The organism is Prauserella endophytica, assembly GCF_005146945.1.
In the GTDB taxonomy this organism is placed as follows: domain Bacteria; phylum Actinomycetota; class Actinomycetes; order Mycobacteriales; family Pseudonocardiaceae; genus Prauserella_A; species Prauserella_A endophytica.
Map to the genome: position 1 here is coordinate 34,375 of NZ_SWMS01000024.1, position 16,923 is coordinate 51,297.

Annotated in this window: 23 protein-coding genes; 13 read left to right on the forward strand and 10 right to left on the reverse strand. The window is 71.8% G+C overall.

Annotated features, from left to right (window positions below):
* Position 1: 1 nt before the first annotated feature.
* Both FCN18_RS30650 and hemW read left to right on the forward strand, forming a co-directional pair.
* The gene (locus FCN18_RS30650; protein WP_228714221.1) at positions 2-934 is read left to right on the forward strand and encodes an ArsA family ATPase; all 933 of its coding nucleotides are present in this window, start codon (positions 2-4) and stop codon (positions 932-934) included.
* Entirely contained in the window at positions 931-2,133 is a 1,203-nt protein-coding gene (hemW, locus tag FCN18_RS30655; RefSeq protein WP_137096710.1) for a radical SAM family heme chaperone HemW, read from the forward strand. The genes FCN18_RS30650 and hemW overlap by 4 nt, the downstream gene beginning before the upstream one ends.
* Here the strand turns inward: hemW and FCN18_RS30660 are convergent.
* Together FCN18_RS30660 and FCN18_RS30665 are read right to left on the reverse strand one after the other, a co-directional pair.
* Positions 2,126-3,298 carry a saccharopine dehydrogenase family protein gene (locus FCN18_RS30660; protein WP_137096711.1) on the reverse strand — a complete coding sequence of 391 codons (1,173 nt, stop codon included), beginning with the start codon at positions 3,296-3,298 and terminating at the stop codon, positions 2,126-2,128. The genes hemW and FCN18_RS30660 overlap by 8 nt on opposite strands.
* Entirely contained in the window at positions 3,282-3,965 is a 684-nt protein-coding gene (locus FCN18_RS30665; RefSeq protein WP_158303196.1) for a TetR/AcrR family transcriptional regulator, read from the reverse strand. Before FCN18_RS30665 ends, FCN18_RS30660 begins: the two co-directional genes overlap by 17 nt.
* Before the next feature lie 89 nt (positions 3,966-4,054).
* Here FCN18_RS30665 and FCN18_RS30670 point away from each other — a divergent pair, with 89 nt between their 5' ends.
* The 3 genes from FCN18_RS30670 to FCN18_RS30680 all read left to right on the forward strand — a co-directional run bounded on the left by FCN18_RS30670 (position 4,055) and on the right by FCN18_RS30680 (position 5,638).
* Positions 4,055-4,249 carry a hypothetical protein gene (locus FCN18_RS30670; protein WP_112275662.1) on the forward strand — a complete coding sequence of 65 codons (195 nt, stop codon included), beginning with the start codon at positions 4,055-4,057 and terminating at the stop codon, positions 4,247-4,249.
* Positions 4,250-4,321: 72 nt separating this feature from the next.
* Complete coding sequence (locus FCN18_RS30675; protein WP_110342780.1) at positions 4,322-4,621, forward strand: WhiB family transcriptional regulator; 300 nt, start codon at positions 4,322-4,324, stop codon at positions 4,619-4,621.
* A gap of 36 nt (positions 4,622-4,657) precedes the next feature.
* The gene (locus tag FCN18_RS30680; RefSeq protein WP_137096713.1) at positions 4,658-5,638 is read left to right on the forward strand and encodes a TIGR03557 family F420-dependent LLM class oxidoreductase; all 981 of its coding nucleotides are present in this window, start codon (positions 4,658-4,660) and stop codon (positions 5,636-5,638) included.
* Positions 5,639-5,651: 13 nt separating this feature from the next.
* On the opposite strand, the gene FCN18_RS30685 is transcribed toward FCN18_RS30680, so the two are convergent.
* The 6 genes from FCN18_RS30685 to FCN18_RS30710 all read right to left on the reverse strand — a co-directional run bounded on the left by FCN18_RS30685 (position 5,652) and on the right by FCN18_RS30710 (position 8,928).
* Entirely contained in the window at positions 5,652-6,164 is a 513-nt protein-coding gene (locus FCN18_RS30685) for an ANTAR domain-containing protein (protein WP_137096714.1), read from the reverse strand.
* 326 nt (positions 6,165-6,490) lie between these two features.
* Positions 6,491-7,132, reverse strand: coding sequence for an RNA polymerase sigma factor ShbA (gene shbA / locus FCN18_RS30690; RefSeq protein ID WP_137096715.1), 642 nt, complete (start codon positions 7,130-7,132; stop codon positions 6,491-6,493).
* Between the two features lie 193 nt (positions 7,133-7,325).
* The gene (locus FCN18_RS30695; RefSeq protein ID WP_112275670.1) at positions 7,326-7,625 is read right to left on the reverse strand and encodes a DUF202 domain-containing protein; all 300 of its coding nucleotides are present in this window, start codon (positions 7,623-7,625) and stop codon (positions 7,326-7,328) included.
* Positions 7,622-7,975 carry a YidH family protein gene (locus tag FCN18_RS30700; protein WP_137096716.1) on the reverse strand — a complete coding sequence of 118 codons (354 nt, stop codon included), beginning with the start codon at positions 7,973-7,975 and terminating at the stop codon, positions 7,622-7,624. Before FCN18_RS30700 ends, FCN18_RS30695 begins: the two co-directional genes overlap by 4 nt.
* Positions 7,972-8,436, reverse strand: a complete 465-nt coding sequence (locus FCN18_RS30705; protein ID WP_112275673.1) for a GtrA family protein — start codon at positions 8,434-8,436, stop codon at positions 7,972-7,974. Before FCN18_RS30705 ends, FCN18_RS30700 begins: the two co-directional genes overlap by 4 nt.
* A 69-nt stretch (positions 8,437-8,505) precedes the next feature.
* Entirely contained in the window at positions 8,506-8,928 is a 423-nt protein-coding gene (locus tag FCN18_RS30710; protein ID WP_228714216.1) for an anti-sigma factor antagonist, read from the reverse strand.
* A gap of 244 nt (positions 8,929-9,172) precedes the next feature.
* On the opposite strand from FCN18_RS30710, the gene FCN18_RS30715 reads away from it, so the two are divergent.
* The 7 genes from FCN18_RS30715 to FCN18_RS30745 all read left to right on the forward strand — a co-directional run bounded on the left by FCN18_RS30715 (position 9,173) and on the right by FCN18_RS30745 (position 13,648).
* Complete coding sequence (locus FCN18_RS30715; RefSeq protein WP_137096717.1) at positions 9,173-9,643, forward strand: hypothetical protein; 471 nt, start codon at positions 9,173-9,175, stop codon at positions 9,641-9,643.
* Positions 9,640-10,086 (forward strand): hypothetical protein, encoded by a 447-nt coding sequence (locus FCN18_RS30720; protein WP_112275677.1) that lies wholly within the window; start codon positions 9,640-9,642, stop codon positions 10,084-10,086. Before FCN18_RS30715 ends, FCN18_RS30720 begins: the two co-directional genes overlap by 4 nt.
* 2 nt (positions 10,087-10,088) lie before the next feature.
* Positions 10,089-10,718, forward strand: a complete 630-nt coding sequence (locus FCN18_RS30725; protein ID WP_112275679.1) for a UdgX family uracil-DNA binding protein — start codon at positions 10,089-10,091, stop codon at positions 10,716-10,718.
* 99 nt (positions 10,719-10,817) lie between these two features.
* Entirely contained in the window at positions 10,818-11,114 is a 297-nt protein-coding gene (locus tag FCN18_RS30730; protein WP_110342903.1) for a HesB/IscA family protein, read from the forward strand.
* Between the two features lie 114 nt (positions 11,115-11,228).
* A complete protein-coding gene (locus FCN18_RS30735; RefSeq protein ID WP_137096718.1) occupies positions 11,229-11,633 on the forward strand; it encodes a hypothetical protein in 405 nt (134 codons plus the stop codon).
* Positions 11,634-11,735: 102 nt separating this feature from the next.
* Positions 11,736-12,410 (forward strand): DUF6766 family protein, encoded by a 675-nt coding sequence (locus tag FCN18_RS30740; RefSeq protein WP_137096719.1) that lies wholly within the window; start codon positions 11,736-11,738, stop codon positions 12,408-12,410.
* A 53-nt stretch (positions 12,411-12,463) separates the two neighbouring features.
* Positions 12,464-13,648 carry a zinc-dependent alcohol dehydrogenase gene (locus FCN18_RS30745; protein ID WP_112275685.1) on the forward strand — a complete coding sequence of 395 codons (1,185 nt, stop codon included), beginning with the start codon at positions 12,464-12,466 and terminating at the stop codon, positions 13,646-13,648.
* A 124-nt stretch (positions 13,649-13,772) separates the two neighbouring features.
* On the opposite strand, the gene FCN18_RS30750 is transcribed toward FCN18_RS30745, so the two are convergent.
* A complete protein-coding gene (locus FCN18_RS30750) occupies positions 13,773-14,900 on the reverse strand; it encodes a glycerate kinase (RefSeq protein ID WP_112275687.1) in 1,128 nt (375 codons plus the stop codon).
* A gap of 5 nt (positions 14,901-14,905) precedes the next feature.
* On the reverse strand, positions 14,906-15,874 hold the full coding sequence (locus FCN18_RS30755) for a 2-hydroxyacid dehydrogenase (protein ID WP_113644047.1): 969 nt from the start codon (positions 15,872-15,874) through the stop codon (positions 14,906-14,908).
* 207 nt (positions 15,875-16,081) lie between these two features.
* Between FCN18_RS30755 and FCN18_RS30760 the strand changes: the two genes are divergently transcribed.
* Complete coding sequence (locus FCN18_RS30760) at positions 16,082-16,903, forward strand: CoA transferase subunit A (RefSeq protein WP_112275690.1); 822 nt, start codon at positions 16,082-16,084, stop codon at positions 16,901-16,903.
* Positions 16,904-16,923: the final 20 nt, after the last annotated feature.

A 16,923-nucleotide genomic window follows, 5' to 3' on the forward strand; every position in this document is an offset into this window, starting at 1 on the left:
GGTGATCCGGTTCTTCGGCGGCAAGGGCGGGGTGGGCAAGACGACACTGGCGGCCGCCTTCGCCCTGCGGCAGGCGGAGCGGGGCACGCGGACGCTCGTCGTCTCCACCGACCCCGCGCACTCGCTCGGCGACGTCTTGCTGGCCTCGCTGGCCGACACCCCGCGCGAGGTGCTGCCCGGACTCTGGGCGGCGGAGATCAGCGGCGAGGAGCAGGCGAGCCGCCGGGTCGCGGAGGTCGCCGAGGACGCCAGGCACGCCGTGCCCCGTGAGGTGCTGCCCGCCGTCGAACGGCATCTCGCGAGAGCGGCGAGCAGCCCCGGCACGGTGGAGTCGGCCCTGCTGGACCGGCTCACCGACCTGACCGAGCAGGTGGGCACGCGGTGGGACCTGCTCGTCGTCGACAGCGCCCCGACCGGGCACATGGTGCGCCTGCTGAGCCTGCCCACCCTGCTGACCCCGTGGATCGAGGGCCTGGCACGCCAGCGTGAACGGGCCCGCAACGCCGACCGGCTGGTGGCGGGCATGAGCGGGGACGCCGCCGACGACCCGGACCCGCTGCTGCGGCGGCTCCACGTCCGCCGCGACCGCATGGAGCGCATGGCGCGACGGCTGCGCGCGGAGGCGCTCGTCCACCTGGTGGTGGTGCCCGAGCACCTGGCCCTCGCCGAGACCCTGCGGGCGGCCGACACCCTCGCCGACGCGGGCCTGCCGCTGGGTGCCGTACTGGTCAACCGGGTCGTGCCCGACGAGGAGACCGGAGTGCTGGCCGGCCGCAGGGACCAGCAGCAGGAGGTGCTCCTCCGGCTGAAGGAGCGGTTCGCCGACGCCGGGCTGGTGCGGGTCCCCCTGCTCGCCGGGACGCTCGCGGGCGCCGCCGAGCTCGCGGTCCTGGGCACGGTCTTCGACGGGGCCGGTGGGACACTGGCGGGGTGAGCACCGCCGTATCCCCTGACGCCTTCGTCCTGCCCTCCTCCGCGCTGCGCGGGCTGGGCACGCGGCCGTTCGGGGTGTACGTCCACGTGCCGTTCTGCGCGACGCGGTGCGGCTACTGCGACTTCAACACCTACACCGCCGGTGAGCTCGGCACGGCGGCCTCGCCCGGGTCGTGGCTGGAGGGCCTGCGCCGCGAGCTCGACCTCGCCGCGGGGATGCTCGGCACCCCACCCGCCGCGGACACCGTCTTCGTCGGCGGCGGCACGCCGTCGCTGCTCGGCGCCGACCGGCTCGCGGCCGTGCTCGAGGCTGTGCGGCGGTCGTTCGGGCTCGCCGACGACGCCGAGGTGACCACGGAGTCGAACCCGGAGTCCACGTCGCCGGAGTTCTTCGCCGGCCTCCGTGAGGCGGGCTACACGCGGGTGTCGCTGGGTATGCAGTCGGCGGCGCCGCACGTGCTGCGGATCCTCGACCGCGTCCACACACCGGGCCGTCCCGTCGCCGCCGCGCGGGAGGCGAGGGCGGCCGGGTTCGAGCACGTCAACCTCGACCTCATCTACGGCACGCCGGGGGAGCGGTCCGAGGACCTGCGGGAGTCGCTGGACGCCGTGCTCGCCGCGGGTGTGGATCACGTGTCCGCCTACGCCCTGATCGTCGAGGACGGCACCGCGCTCGCGCGGCGCGTGCGCAGGGGCGAGCTGCCCGCGCCCGACGACGATGTGCTCGCGGCGCGCTACGAGCAGCTCGACGCGGCGCTCTCCTCGGCAGGCCTGCACTGGTACGAGGTGTCGAACTGGGCGGCGTCCGAGCAGGCGCGGTGCAGGCACAACCTCGGCTACTGGCTCGGCGGCGACTGGTGGGGCGCGGGGCCCGGCGCGCACAGCCACGTCGGCGGCGTGCGGTGGTGGAACGTCAAACACCCCGCCCGCTACGCCTCCGTGCTCGCCGGCGGCGAGGTGCCCGTCGCGGGGCACGAGGTGCTCACCGACACCGACCGGCACCTTGAGCGCGTCATGCTGGAGCTGCGCCTGGCCGAGGGGCTGCCGCTGACCGCGCTCGGCCCCGGCGGCGTGCGCGAGGCACGCGCCGCCGCGGCCGAGGGGCTGCTCACCGGCGACGGGCTCGCCGAGGGCAGGGCGGTGCTGACCGACCGCGGCCGCCTGCTCGCCGACGCCGTCGTGCGCAGGCTGGTCAGCTGATCTCGCGGATCGTCAGCCCCGCCTTGCGCAGCCGCTCCAGCAGGGCGTCTCCCATCGCCACCGCGGTGGTGACCTGGCCGGACGTCGCGGGCAGGTCGTCGAACGCGAGGCACAGCGCGGACTCCGACAGCATCTTCGCCGTCTCGTCGTAGCCGGGGTCGCCGCCCGCGACCTCGGTGACGACCCGCTTGCCGCCACCTTCGCCGGTGAACCGGACGTTGAACCACGACTTCGCCCTCCGCTGCTCGCTCGGTCCCTCGCCGGGCTTGCGCAGGCGGCCCAGCGCGGTGCGCGCGGGCGGGATCTGGGCGAGCACGGCGAGCACACCGAGGCCGAGCCCGGCCGCGACGATCGTCGGCAGGCGCTTGACGGCCGCCGTGTGCCGGTAGGTGAACGCCGGGCCGTAGCGGGGCAGCGCCGCGGCCGAGCGGGCGACGATCTGCGGGTCGATGGTCGGCATCGGCACGAGCCAGCGGCCCGTCTCGCGGTCGCGGGTGGGCGCGCCGAGCGGCGTGTGGATCGCGCGGTCCTTCGGCCACGGCTCTGCCCTGCGCCGCTCCTTCGCCGTGCGCGCCATCTCCCTGGCCCGCGAGAAAGCCGTCAGCGCCGAGGAGTACGTGCCGCCGGAGAACTGGGCGCTCGCCCTGATCTGGCCGGTGACCGTGAGCGGCACGCCCTCGGGCAGCTTGCTCACGGTGTAGTAGACGCCGAGGTCGTAGGGGATCGAGTCGAACCCGCACGCGTGCACGATGCGGGCGCCCGTGCGCTGCGCCGTCGCGTGGTGGGCGAGGTAGGTCCGGTCGACGAACTCGGGCTCCCCGGTGAGGTCGACGTAGTCGGTGCCGCTCTCCGCGCACGCGGCGACCAGTGGCTCGCCGTAGTTGAGGTACGGGCCGACGGTGGTGATCACCACGCGGGCCGAGGCGGCGACGGTGCGCAGCGACCCGGGGTCGGTCACGTCGGCGTGCAGCAGCGGCAGCTCGGCGCAGTCCTGGTTGAGCTCCGCGAGCCTGGCGCGGGTGCGTTCCAGCTTCGCGCTGTCGCGGCCGGCGAGCGCCCATCGGCACTCCGGCGGCGCGTGGCGCGCCAGGTACTCCGCGGTCAGGCCGCCGGTGAACCCGGTCGCGCCGAACAGGACGATGTCGTGCTCACGCTTGGCTGCCATGGGTTTCCTTCCTCTGCAGGTCCACCGGCTCGTCGGGCCCGAGCTCGACGCCCTCGGACCGCAGCGCGGCCTCGATGGCGCCGCCGACGAGCGTGGTGAGGTAGTCGACGATCTCCTCCTCCGGCAGGCCGGGGTGGTCGAGCCACCAGTTCCCGGCCGCCTCGACGGCGCCGACGAGGCCGTGCGCCCACGGGGCCGCGCCCCGCGAGTCGACCCCGAAGGCCCGCAGGTACTCGCCGAGCATCGCGGCGATCGGTCCCGCGGCGGCCGTGCGCTCGGCTCGGGCCTGCTCGCCCGCCCTCGCCGCGCAGACGAAGCGGAAGACGTTCGGGTGCTCGGCGAGCACGCCGACGTAGGCGCGCACGCTCATCCGTACCCGCACACGCAGGGGCGCGGGCTCGGTCAGTGCCGGGGCGAGCCGGTCGCGGACCAGTGCGAACGTCCGCCGCGACACCGCCTCGTGCAGCTCGGCCTTGTCGGCGAAGTGCCGGTACAGCCGGGGTTTGGCCACCCCGGCCTCGCGTGCGATCTCGGCCATGCCGACCCCGGGGCCGTGTTTGTCGATGGCCCGGAACGCCGCGTCGACGAACTCCGCCCGCCTGGCGGCACGGTGCTCCCGCCAGCGCTCGGTGCGGCCGTCGCTGTGACCGCTGCCACTGCCCGTCACGGCGTAGAGCGTACCCGAAGTACGGGATACCGGTGGTACCCCCGAATCGATCCTGATTGGAATCCCGCAGGCCGGGGTACCTCCCGATCATGAGCCACAACCACGACCTGGTCCCTCACGCCGATGTCGACGAGCAGCGCCGCTCCGTCAGCGAGGGCGACGCGGGCACCCCCTCGGACGTCTCCGTGCCCCTCGAGGCCGACCCCGCCGACGCGGCCGAGCAGGCCGCCGCTGTGCCGTTCGACGAGGAAGACGGCCCTGCCCCGACCGGCGGCCCGGAATGAGGTGTGAGTTCCGGGCAACCGGGGTACACCGCGCGCGCGACGCGCGCATGGCACGTTCACGGAGGTGACCGCATGACCGATACGTCTCGCCTGCCCACTCCGGTCGCGGAGGTATGGGAATGGCAGCGGCATGGCAACTGCCGCAATCTCGACAGCTCCGTGTTCTTCCATCCTGACGGAGAGCGCGGGTTCGCGCGAGCCGACCGGGTGGCCCGCGCGAAGGAGATCTGCCGGACGTGTCCGGTGATCGTCCAGTGCCGCCACCACGCGTTGACCGTCCAGGAGCCGTTCGGCGTCTGGGGTGGCCTGGACGAGACCGAGCGGCGCGACGCGATCGCACGGCGGAAGAAGCTGGAGCCAGCGGCCCACTGACACCACCCGGCGCAGTCATGCGACGAAGGGGGAGTTGTGCGTTTCGGATACACCCTGCTCACCGAACAGGCCGGCCCGAGGCAGCTGGTCGCCGACGCGGCGGCGGGGGAGCAGGCCGGCTTCGACTTCGAGGTGATGAGCGACCACTACTCGCCGTGGCTCGACGAGCAGGGCCACGCGCCGTACGCGTGGAGCACGCTGGGGGCGGTGACACAGTCCACCGAGAGCGTGGAGCTGATGACGTTCGTGACGTGCCCGATCATGCGGTACCACCCGGCCGTCGTCGCTCAGAAGGCCGCGACGGTCCAGCTGCTGTCCGGGGGCCGGTTCCTGCTTGGGCTCGGGGCGGGCGAGAACCTCAACGAGCACGTGATCGGCGAGGGCTGGCCACCGGCCAACGCCCGGCACGAGATGCTCGGCGAGGCGTTGCAGATCGTCAACGGCCTCTTCGACGGCGGCTACACCAACTACGCCGGTGAGCACTTCCGCGTCGACTCGGCCAAGCTGTGGGACCTGCCGGAGCGCAGGGTGCCGGTGGGCGTCGCGGTGTCGGGAGCGCAGTCGGTGAGCAAGTTCGCGCCGTTGTCCGACGCGCTGATCGCGGTGGAGCCGAACGGGCAGCTCTGCACGCAGTGGGACACCGAGCGCTCCGGTGCCGGGCTGGAGACGTCGCGCAAGATCGGCCAGCTGCCGGTGTGCTGGGACCAGGACAAGAAGGCCGCCGTGCGAAGGGCCCACGAGCAGTTCCGGTGGTTCGCCGGCGGCTGGAAGGTGAACGCGGAGCTGCCGGGCACCTCGGCCTTCGCGGGCGCCACGCAGTTCGTGAGCGAGGACGACGTCGAGGGGGCGCTGGCCTGCGGGGGCGACCCGGAGACCGTCGTCGAGGCCGCGCGCCCGTTCTGGGAGGCCGGTTTCACCGATCTCGCGCTCGTGCAGATCGGCGGCGACCACCAGGCCGAGTTCCTCGACGCCGCCAAGCGGACGCTGCTCCCCGCGCTGCGGGAAGCAGCGTCCTGAGCGCGCGAGGCCGTCAGGCCCGCACGCGCAGGCGGCTGAGCACGTCGTAGGGCGGGACCCAGCCGTGCTCCACCAGCGCCTGGTAGAGCGCGGTCAGGGCCTTGTCGTTCTCCTCGTCGCTGTAGGCCTCGGCGAGTGTGCGCATCAGGTCGAGCACGGCCTCGTCTCCCCTGGCCGACGGCCCGGGGCCGTCGCCGTCGAGCGGGATCGAGCCTCCCGCGGCCGCCTCGTGCAGCAGGGGCTCCAGCTGGGCCTGCTCGACACGCTGCGCCAGCTGGACGAGCGCCTGCGCGATGCGGTGAAGCTTGATGTTGTACTGCTGCGACAGCCGGACGAGGACCTGGAAGGCCTCCTGCGGCGTGCAGCGGTGCGAGACCACGAGCACGCCCATCGCCTGCTCGATGGTCGCGCGCGTGCGCAGCGCGCGACGTAAGCCGTCGAGTTCGTTCTCCAGGTGGGCGACCGGGGCGAGCAGATCCGCGTCGTCGGGAGAGCCGGAGCCGTGGTTGTCCGGGGTGTGACCCACGCGTCGGACCGCCGGGCTCAGAGCGCCGAGGCGCGCGGCGGGATCGGCTGGAACGGCAGTGGTGTCATGATGGCTCCCTCGGTCGGCAGTCGCGAAGAAAAGCGCGGACGCGAGGACACTCACGGTTCGGACCAACCGGGAAATCCGCGGTCGGTGCGGAGCACGCAGCGCCTCGCTTCGCACGAACGCCAGGCGGCTCCCGGATCCGGCCGGATGCTCGCCTGGCGCGCTGCGGCTGCTTGCTCAACCGCTTGTTGCGTCAACTTTAAAGAGGGCGCTCACCTGGCCGCACGGCGGCCCTTGCGTGTGATCACCCGAGCGGGAGTTCAGAACCCGCCGTCCTGGTTGACGAGCGCGCGAAGCCTTGCCAGGGCGCGGTGTTGCGACGTGCGGACGTTCGCGGGGGAGAGGCCGAGGGCGTCGGCGGTCTCACCGGCGGAGAGGCCGACGACGATGCGGAGGATCACGATCTCGCGCTGGTTGTTCGAGAGGAAGCCGAGCAGGCCGTTGAGCCGGTGCCCCAGGTCGGTGTTGAGCGCGTGCCGCTCCGGCTCGTTGTCGCCGCCGTTCTGCTCCGGCACGTCCGGGGTCGGGTCGGAACGCTCGCGCGACACGAGCCGGAACGCGTCCGAGACCTTGTTGGACGCGATGGCGTGGACCAGGTAAAGGAACGAACCACCCCGGTCCTGGTAGCTCGGCAGCGCCTTGAGGACGGCGACACACGTCTCCTGTGCGACGTCGTCGGCGGAAACGTACGACAGGTCCCGCCTGCCGAGCCGCGCGCGGCAGTACCGCGTGATGATCGGGGTGATCATCGTGATCAGCTTGTGCACCGCGAACTGGTCGCCCGCGGCGGCGGACCGCACCACGGGATCGAGCTCCGCTTTGGTGAGCTGCGGATCGCCCCGGTAGGGCTCGGTGTCCGCCCCACTATGTTGGGGGACAGGACCTATGGCAACGCTTGGCATAGCCGGCTCCCAGACCATGAGCAATGCGGTTGCCGTCGGGGTCCATGACGGCTGCTGTCGGGGTTCGAGTCCCGAGCCGCAGGTGCGGGGAGCCAGCCAGCTCGGTGACCACTGAGCGTAATGCTAGATGCCTCCAGCCGGGTAATCCAGATATCAACAGAATTTGGCCCGTTTGCACGAACGCGATCGGCTGTTAGCGCAGGAACACGAGCAGGCTCGAGAGTGCGGTCGCGGCCGTCAGCGCGGCGACGGAGACGTACAGGCCCCGGCCCGCCGCCGGTGGCTCCGCCTCACGACGGAGGACCCGGTCGCGCCGCCAGCCCAGTACCGCGAGCGCGGCCGCCGTCAGGCCCGCGACGGCGGCAGGCGCCGTCAGCGGCCCCCAGCCGTGGCGGGCGGCCGCGTGCAGGAGCAGGACCGCGCACGCGCCCGCGGCGAGCGACGTGCGCTGCCACGCGAGTCCGGTGCGCTCCGGCTGGAGTCCGTCGGTCATCCGACGACCACCAGCACGGCGGCGAAGACCGTGAGCACCGAGATGCCGCCCGCGAGCACGAGCAGCAGCACGCTGCGCGGCAGCGGGGCCCCTCGGCGCATGGCCAGCTGGACCGCGCGCCAGCGCGGGTAGCTGGCGGCGGCGAGCACGGCGGCCAGCGCGATGCAGAGCAGCGCGAGCGCGGTCCTGGCGCCCGCCGTGGCCAGTCCGGGGACGAGCTGCTGCACCGCCACCCCGCCGGCCACGAGGCCGAGCGCGGTGCGGATCCACGCGAGGAAGGTCCGTTCGTTGGCCAACGTGAACCGGTAGTCGGGCTCGGTCTCGGTCGGCTGGTCGTCGCGTTCTGTCACCTGATCATCTTGACGCGTCGGGCGAACACCCACGAACGGAGCAACAGGAAGCGGCAGATGCCGCCTGCGAGGCTGGTCGCCACGAGCACGGTCGCCTCCAGCTCGGGCGACGGCGAGGCGTCCAGCGCGTGCAGCAGGACGAGAGCGGCCGAGCCGGCGCCCGCGTAGTAGCCGAACGTCAGCACGGTCTGCAGATGACGCCGGGCGGGCGGCGTCGTGCTGCCCGCGAACGTGACCAGCCGGTGGAACTCGGTGTTCAGGATTGTGGTCAGGCCGATGGCCACGAGGTTGGCCCCCTGCGCGCCGAGGGGTCCGCGCACGGCGAGGTACACCAGGACCTGCAGTACGGTGCTCACGGCGCCGGCCACGAGGTAGAGCAGGGCATGCCTGCCGAACTCGTGGCGGAGGCGCGCCAGCACGGCGAGCAGGTGCCCGCCGGCTGATGCGTTCACCGTGGTCATAGCGCGAAGGCTACTCGGGTTTCACAAAGTCGTGAAGTTAGAAAAGACCCTGAACGTGTGGTGTTCGGCTCACTCCGGAGCGCGCACGGCGTCGAGCGCTTCCTCGATGCCCGCGTACATCGGCGTCTGCGCGGCAAGCCCGGTCGCCTCGAGCGGTCGCAGCACGACGCGGCTGGTGGCGACGACCGCCCACCGCAGGCCTTCGCCGATCGAGTGCTCGGTGAGCTCGGCGAGCACGGACAGGCCCGCGGAGCCGAGGAAGCCGACGCCGTCGAGATCCAGGACGAGGCCGCCCAGCGGCAGAACCTCTTCCTGGATCCACTTGCGCAGCTCAGGGGCAGATAGCAGATCCACCTCGCCGGAGACGCGAGCCAGCACCACGCCGTCCTCTCGATGAGAGGCCTCGATGCGCATGCCGTGCGCGTCCCGTGAGGTGGTGCGGGTGGTCGCCGGCGACTGCGCTGTCAGGCCGTTCTGTTCGGTGCTTGGCACGGTTGCCCCTCCGGGGGTTCGGATCGGGATCACACGGACTCGACGGAGCCGCCACGGTCGCACGCGGCGTGTGAAGCGGTCCCGTCCGTATTCGGCTGTGTGCTCAACCGTGGTTCCAACCGTAGGAATCCTTCCAGCCTCTTCGCAACCTCGCCCGGTGAGTGATCCACAACGGCCCCGCGTGCGTTTGCCCGTTCTGGCCCTCGGGTACAGCCGTACCCGAGCTGTTGGGAGGGAAGGCCACATGGACGACGGCAAGGATTCCGCGACGCCTCCGCAGGACACCGGGATGCCGGACGCCGCCGAAACCGATCCGGCGGCCCTGAACAGCGCGGAGGACCTCGACGAGGACCGGCTCAAGGTCGACCCGCTCGAGGAGGGCGTCGAGCCCCCTGAGCAGTGGAGCGAGGTGAACCGGTCCGGGACGACGCCCTTCGAGCAGCAGCAGGGCGAGAGCCTCGACGCGCGGCTGAGAGAGGAGCGCCCCGACTTCGGGGAGGAGGAGCCGCCCGTGCCGGAGCGCCCGGTCGCCGCGACCCCGGCCACCGAGCTGGACGACTCCATCGACCACGTCGCCGAGGACGTGGAGCCGGTAGCGCCCGAGGACGAGCCCGGTGAGCCGAGCACGCCCGCGATTCGCCGAGGGCAGAACGCGGACCAGGCGGGTGGCTCGGTGGCCGATGCCATCAGGGCCCCCGGAAGCGAGCAGCGGTGAGCGCGGGCGGGCTGGGTGTTCACGGCCTCACGGGCCGGCTGCTGACCGTGGCCAGGCTCGGCGACCTCGACGCGCTCACCGCGCTGCTCACACAACTGCTCGGCCGGGGCGCCCCGCACCGGCATCTCTACGACCTCGTGCTGCGCGAGCTGGTCGCGATCGTCGTGCGCGAGCTGCGCGAGCGGGCGGAACCCGATGGTGACGGCGAGGGTGTCTTCGTGGTCGACGTGTTCGACGACGAGGACGCGACGGTGCCGATCGACGAGGTGCAGCCCGCGCTGAGGGCCGTGCTGCGTGCCGTGCTCGCCTCGCTCAACGAGGACCACGCCGACGCCGGGTTCCAGCTCGGTCTCGTCGCCGACGACCCCGACCCGCTCGCCCGCCTCGACGCGGCGCTGCACGTGCTGCTCTGGGCGAACGTGCTGAGCGGAGGTTCCGACTGACGGTGGTCAAGTACGAGGGAGCGGAACACTACGTGCCGGAGGGCCGCGGGCTGGCCGAGCTGCGCGAGGCCGCCGAGCGCTGCCGGGGGTGCGATCTCTACGCAGACGCCACGCAGACCGTGTTCGGGGCGGGCCCGCAGGACGCGCGCGTGGTCATGGTGGGCGAGGTGCCCGGCGACAGGGAGGACGCCACGGGCAAGCCGTTCGTCGGTCCCGCGGGCGGCCTGCTCGACAAGGCGATGAAAGAGGCGGGAATCGACCGCGACGGCGTGTACGTGACGAATGCGGTGAAACATTTCCGTTTCACCCCCGCGGAACGAGGGAAACGCCGTATACACAAGAAGCCTTCGCGCGGGCAGATCGTCGCGTGCCGGCCGTGGCTCGTCGCCGAGCTGGAGGCCGTCACGCCCGGCGTCGTCGTGTGTCTCGGTGCGACGGCCGCACAATCGTTGCTGGGCACGGATTTCCGCGTGAGCAAACAGCGTGGCGAGTTGCTCGACCTGCCCGGCGGTGAAGCACGAGTGCTCGCCACGGCACACCCTTCGGCGATCCTGCGCGCGCCGGCCGACGACCGCGAGCAGGCGTACCAGGATCTCGTGAAAGACCTTCGAATCGTGGCAAAAGCGACGTAACCGACGTGACGCACCGGGGTGGCCGGGCGGCGCGCACGGCCGGGTCCCCCTACGGTGGGGGGTGGCAGCACGACAGCAAACCGAAGGGACACGTCGAACATGCTTGCGATGACTGACGCTGCCGTCGAGGCGATCAGCGCTCTGACCTCCCAGGATGGACAGCAGGCAGCCGGTCTGCGGTTCGCGGTACGGGAGGAGAGTGACGCGGGAGCGCAGCTCGCGCTGTCGATCGCCCCGGCGCCGGAGGACGGTGACGAGGTGCTCGGCACCGACAGCGGTGCCCGGGTTTTCCTTGAACCACAAGCGGCTTCCTTCCTCGACGACAAGGTGCTGGACGTCCAGCAGGACGAGCAGGGCCAGCTGAACTTCGCGGTGATGCAGCAGCCCGAAGCCTGACCAGGCACGGCGCCGGTCACCGGCGGACCACTCCCCGTGGCCGCCGGTGCCCTCGCCTGCCGGTGAAACTCTCCGCATGCTCCCAAGTGGACAGTCGGCGTAGAATCAGTCCTCGTGGGAGGACGCCGGGGTAGGCCCACGCTGGCCGTGGGCGTACTCGCCGTACTGCTGACCGCGAGCTGTGGCGCCGCGGCCGAGCGGGCCGCCCAGGCTGTCGCCGACGATTTCCTCCACGCGCTGGGCAATCCCGATCCCACTGCCGCCTGCGCACTGCTGGCCGAGCAGGTCCGCTCCGACCTGGAGTCGGCGAGCGGCCGCTCCTGCGCAGCGGCGCTGCCCGAGCTGCACCTGTCCGCCACGCCGGTGGTCTCGGTGCGCGTGTGGGGCACCGAGGCGCAGGTTCGCACCAAGGCCGACACCGTGTTCCTGCACGAGTTCGCGTCGGGCTGGCGCATCACCGGAGCCGGCTGCCATGACCAGGGTGAACGCCCCTACGACTGCGAGGTGGGCGGCCCATGAGCGCGCGGCTGATGTTCTCCCTGTACCTGGCAGTGGTGCTCGGTGGCTGCGCCTACTTCGTCGTGGTCGGGCTGCTGCGCTGGTGACGGGGAGCTGATTCACATGCGGCGGTTCCTGCGGGACAACGGGCTCTCGGTGGTGTTCGGGCTGCTGTTCCTCGGTTCCGTCGTGGGACAGGCGTTCGCCGGGCACGCCGACTACGTCAACCGGCAGCTCGCGCGCGGCGGCGACCCGGTGAGCTTCTGGGCCTACGTCACGTCGTCGGACTTCGCCGTCGACATCGCCGAGAACTGGCAGTCGGAGTACCTGCAGTTCTTCCTGTACGTGATGGCCACGGTGTGGCTCGTCCAGCGCGGCTCGCCCGAGTCGAAGCAACTGCGCCGCATCGGCCGGGAGTCCGACGCGGACCAGCTGGTGGGCAGGCACGTCACCGAGAGCTCCCCACGCTGGGCGCGGACCGGCGGCTGGCGCACGGTGCTGTTCTCGCGCTCGCTGGGACTGGTGATGGGCTTGTTGTTCCTCTCATCCTGGCTCGCGCAGTCGATCGCGGGGATGAGCGCGTTCAACGCCGAGCGCCTCGCCGACTTCACCGATCCGCTCACCTGGCCGCAGTACGTGGCCTCCGCCGACTTCTGGAACCGCACCCTGCAGAACTGGCAGTCGGAGTTCCTCGCGATCGGTTCCATGGCGATCCTCAGCGTGTACCTGCGCGAGCGCGGCTCGCCCGAGTCGAAACCCGTGGGCGCCTCGCACACGGTGACGGATGAGTCGGGCTGAGCCTCCCGGGGTATCCGCCGCATGGGGAGCACCGACGCGGAAGGAGACTCCAGATGAAAGCCGTGACCTGGCAGGGCAAGCGGAACGTGCGGGTCGAGGAGGTGCCCGATCCGCAGGTCCGTGAGCCGACGGACGCGGTGATCAGGGTGACCTCCACCGGCATCTGCGGCTCGGACCTGCACCTGTACGAGGTGCTCGGCTCGTTCATGAGCCAGGGCGACATCCTCGGGCACGAGCCGATGGGCATCGTCGAAGAGGTCGGCAGCGCCGTGCCGAACCTGAGCAAGGGTGACCGCGTGGTGATCCCGTTCAACATCGCGTGCGGGCACTGCTGGTACTGCGACCAGAAGCTTTACTCGCAGTGCGAGACCACGCAGGTGCGCGAGCACGGCAAGGGCGCCGCGCTGTTCGGCTACACCAAGCTGTACGGGCAGGTGCCCGGCGGGCAGGCCGAGCTGCTGCGCGTGCCGCAGGCGCAGTTCGGCCCGATCAAGGTGCCGGAGGGGCCGCCGGACGAGCGGTTCCTCTATCTGTCCGATGTGGTCCCCACGGCATGGCAGGCCGTGGAGTACGCGGGCATCCCGCAGGGCGGCAGCGTGACGGTACTCGGGCTCGGGCCCATCGGGCAGATGTGCGCTCGGATCGCCAAGTTCCGTGGCGCCGCAACGGTTATCGGCGTGGACCTCGTCGACGAGCGGCTGGAGATGGCCCGACGGCACGGGGTCGACACGATCGACCTGCGCCAGCACAAGCGGCTCGCCGACTACATCCGCGGCCGCACCGACGGCAGGGGCACCGACTCGGTGATCGACGCCGTGGGCATGGAGGCGCACGGCGCGCCGTTCGGCGCGCTCGCCCAGCAGTTCGCGAGCCTGCTGCCGAACCCCGTCGCGGCGAAGGTCACCGAGAAGGCCGGTGTGGACCGGCTGAGCGCGCTGCACCTCGCGATCGACATCGTGCGCAGGGGCGGCACGATCTCACTGTCCGGTGTGTACGGCGGCATGGTCGACCCGATGCCGATGCTGACGTTGTTCGACAAGCAGATCCAGCTGCGCATGGGACAGGCCAACGTGCACGCGTGGATCGACGACGTCATGCCGCTCGTGACCGGCGAGAGCGACCCGCTCGGCGTCGAGGACCTCGCCACGCACCAGCTGCCGCTGGACGACGCGCCGCACGCCTACGAGATCTTCCAGAAGAAGCAGGACCGCGCGATCAAGGTAGTCCTCAAGCCCTGATGGCCGACCGCAGTGAAGGCCACCTTCACTGCGCCCACCCGTCTCCCGCCACCACCCAAACGGAGGCGCTGCGCGCCGCTGTGTTCGATTCCACGCAGGCATGGTGGCCTTCACTGCGGGTGGGTCAGGCTTTGGTCGCGAGCCACTCTGTCACCAGCTCCGCGCTCTGCGCGCGCAGGAGGGGGAACGCCTCGCGCCGGGCGTGCTCCAGCGACTCCGCGTGGTCGATGAGTGCCCGGCTGCCCGCGATGCCCGCCGCGGCCAGCTCCTCGGGTTCCAGCGCGACGCGCCCGGCGACCGCGAGCACGGCGACGTCGTGCTCGCGCGCCATCCCGGCGATTCCGGCCGGGGCCTTGCCCGCGAGGCTCTGCCGGTCGAGTGAGCCCTCGCCGGTGATCGCCAGGTCGGCGCCCGGAAGTGCGTCGGCGACACCCGTGAGCTGCGCGACCATGGCGAAGCCCGACTCGGCCCGCGCGTCCAGCGCCGCCATGGCGCCACCCGAGACGCCGCCGCCCGCGCCCGCGCTGGGGACGTCGCCGAGTGCGATCGTTCCCGCCCGCTCGAGTGCGTCCGCCCACGCGCGCAGGGACGTCTCCAGCACCTCGACCTCCCGCGGGCCCGCGCCCTTCTGCGGGCCGAAGACCGCCGCGGCGCCCTCGGGGCCGAGCAGCGGGTTGGTGACGTCGGTGGCCACGCGCACGTCCACGTCGCCGAGCTGCTCTCGCACGGCGGTGAGGTCCACGGTGGCGATCGCGCCGAGCGGCCCGCCACCGAACTCGAACGGCCGCTCCCGGCCGTCGAGCAGCACGGCGCCGAGCGCGCGCAGCATGCCGGAGCCGCCGTCGGTGCTGGCCGTGCCGCCGACGGTGAGCACCACGCGGCGGGCGCCGCCCGCGATCGCGTGCCCGACGAGCTCGCCGACCCCGTAGGTGTGGGCGGCCAGCGCGACCTCAGGGGAGGGCTCGACGTACTCGATGCCGCACGCGCGCGCCGACTCCAGGTAGGCGGTGCCGTCGAGCACCACGTACCAGGCGTCGACCTGCTGCGACAGCGGACCCGTCACGCGCAGGTCCACCCGCTTGCCCCCGGCGGCGAGCAGGACGTCGAGCGTGCCCTCACCCCCGTCGGCGACCGGGCACTGCGTGATCTCGGCGTCGGGCAGCACGTCGTGCACACCCCGCGCGATGGCCTCCGCCGCCTCGACGGCCGTGAGGCTGCCCTTGAACTTGTCCGGTGCGATCACCACGCGCATCCCGTTCATCCCTTCACCGGGGTCAGCGGCTCGCCACCGGAGAGCACGGCGGCCGTGTTGCGGGCCGCGAGCACGGCCATGGCGGTACGGGTCTCGACGGTCGCCGAGCCCAGGTGCGGCGCGAGCGCGACATTGTCAAGCTCCAGCAGACCGGGGTGCACCTCGGGCTCGTTCTCGAAGACGTCGAGTCCGGCGCCGGCGATCTGGCCGTTCGCGAGGGCCTCGGCCAGCGCGGCCTCGTCGACGACGGGCCCCCTCGTGGTGTTGACGAGGTATGCCGAACGCTTCATCACCGCGAGCGCGCGGGCGTCGATGAGATGACGGGTCTCGGGCGTGAGCGGGCAGTGCAGCGACACGACGTCGGCCGTGCGCAGCAGCTCCTCCCGGTCCAGGTACGTCGCCCGCAGCTCGCGTTCGACGTCTTCGGGAGCCCGGCGCCGGCCGGAGTAGGCGATCTCCATGCCGAACGCGAGCGCCCGCCGGGCCATGGCCTGGCCGATCTGCCCGAGGCCGACGATGCCGAGTGTCTTGCCCTGCAGGCCGGAGCCCAGCATGAAGCCGAGGTGGAACGACCACGGCGTACGCGAGCGCAGCAGCCGCTCGCCCTCGCCGAGCCTGCGGGTGACCGCGAGCAACAGGCCGAACGCGAGGTCGGCGGTGGCGTCGGTGAGCACGCCGGGGGTGTTGGTGAAGACGACGCCGCGGTCGGCGAGCGCGGGCACGTCGGCGTTGTCGTAGCCGACGGCGACCGTGGAAATGACCTTCAGCCGCGGGCCCGCGGCGTCGGCGAGCGCGCCGTCGACGCGGTCCTGGAGGGTTGCGACGATCGCGTCGGCGTCGCCCACCACGCGGTGCAGCTCCTCGGCGGGCAGTGCCCGGTCCGGTTCCGGGGCCCACACCTCCCCGGCTTCCCGCAGGATCTCCATCGCCGCTTCCGGGATCTTCCTGGTCACCACGATTCGTGGCCGCGTCATCCACCACTCCTGTCCATCACTGCAGTGAAGGCCACCCTACTTGCGTCGGATCAATACAGCGGCGCGCAGCGCCTCCCTTCGGGCGGTGGCGGGAGACGGGTGGGCGCAGTGAGGGTGGCCTTCACTGCCGTTGACGAGAGCGGGCGGAGACGGATATGTTCTTATGAAGAACTTGTGTGCGTAATGCGAACAACGAGGTGTGGCAACGTGGCAGAGATCGTTTCGCTTGCCGAGGGGGTCGGCAGGCTCGTACATGACGGCGACGTGGTCGCCCTGGAAGGGTTCACGCACCTGATCCCGCACGCGGCCGGGCAGGAGATCATCCGGCAGCGCCGCAGGGACCTCACGCTCGTGCGGATGACGCCCGACATCGTCTACGACCAGCTGATCGGCGCCGGGTGCGCGCGCAAGCTGATCTTCTCGTGGGGCGGCAACCCCGGCGTCGGCTCGCTGCACCGCTTCCGCGACGCCGTGCAGAACGGGTGGCCGGTGCCGCTGGAGATCGAGGAGCACAGCCACGCCGGCATGGCCAACCGCTACGTCGCGGGCGCCTCCGGGCTGCCGTTCGCGGTGCTGCGGGGCTACTCCGGCACCGACCTGCCCAAGCACACCGACACGATCAAGCAGATCACCTGCCCGTTCACCGGGGAGCAACTCGCCGCCGTGCCGGCGCTCAACCCGGACGTCTCGATCATTCACGCGCAACGGGCCGACCGCGCGGGCAACGTCCAGATCTGGGGCCTGGTCGGCGTGCAGAAGGAGGCCGTGCTCGCCGCCAAGCGCAGCCTGGTGACCGTGGAGGAGGTCGTGGACGAACTGGAGCCCGTGGCGGGCCAGACGATCCTGCCGAGCTGGGCCGTGACCTGCGTGGCCGAGGTGCCGCACGGCGCCCACCCCTCTTACGCGCAGGGCTACTACGACCGCGACAACGCCTACTACGAGCATTGGGATTCCATTGGGCGAAAGAGGGACTCGTTCGAGGACTGGCTTCGCGCCAAGGTGTTCGACATGGAGGTGACGGAGAAGTGACCGCGACGACCGAAGCGCAG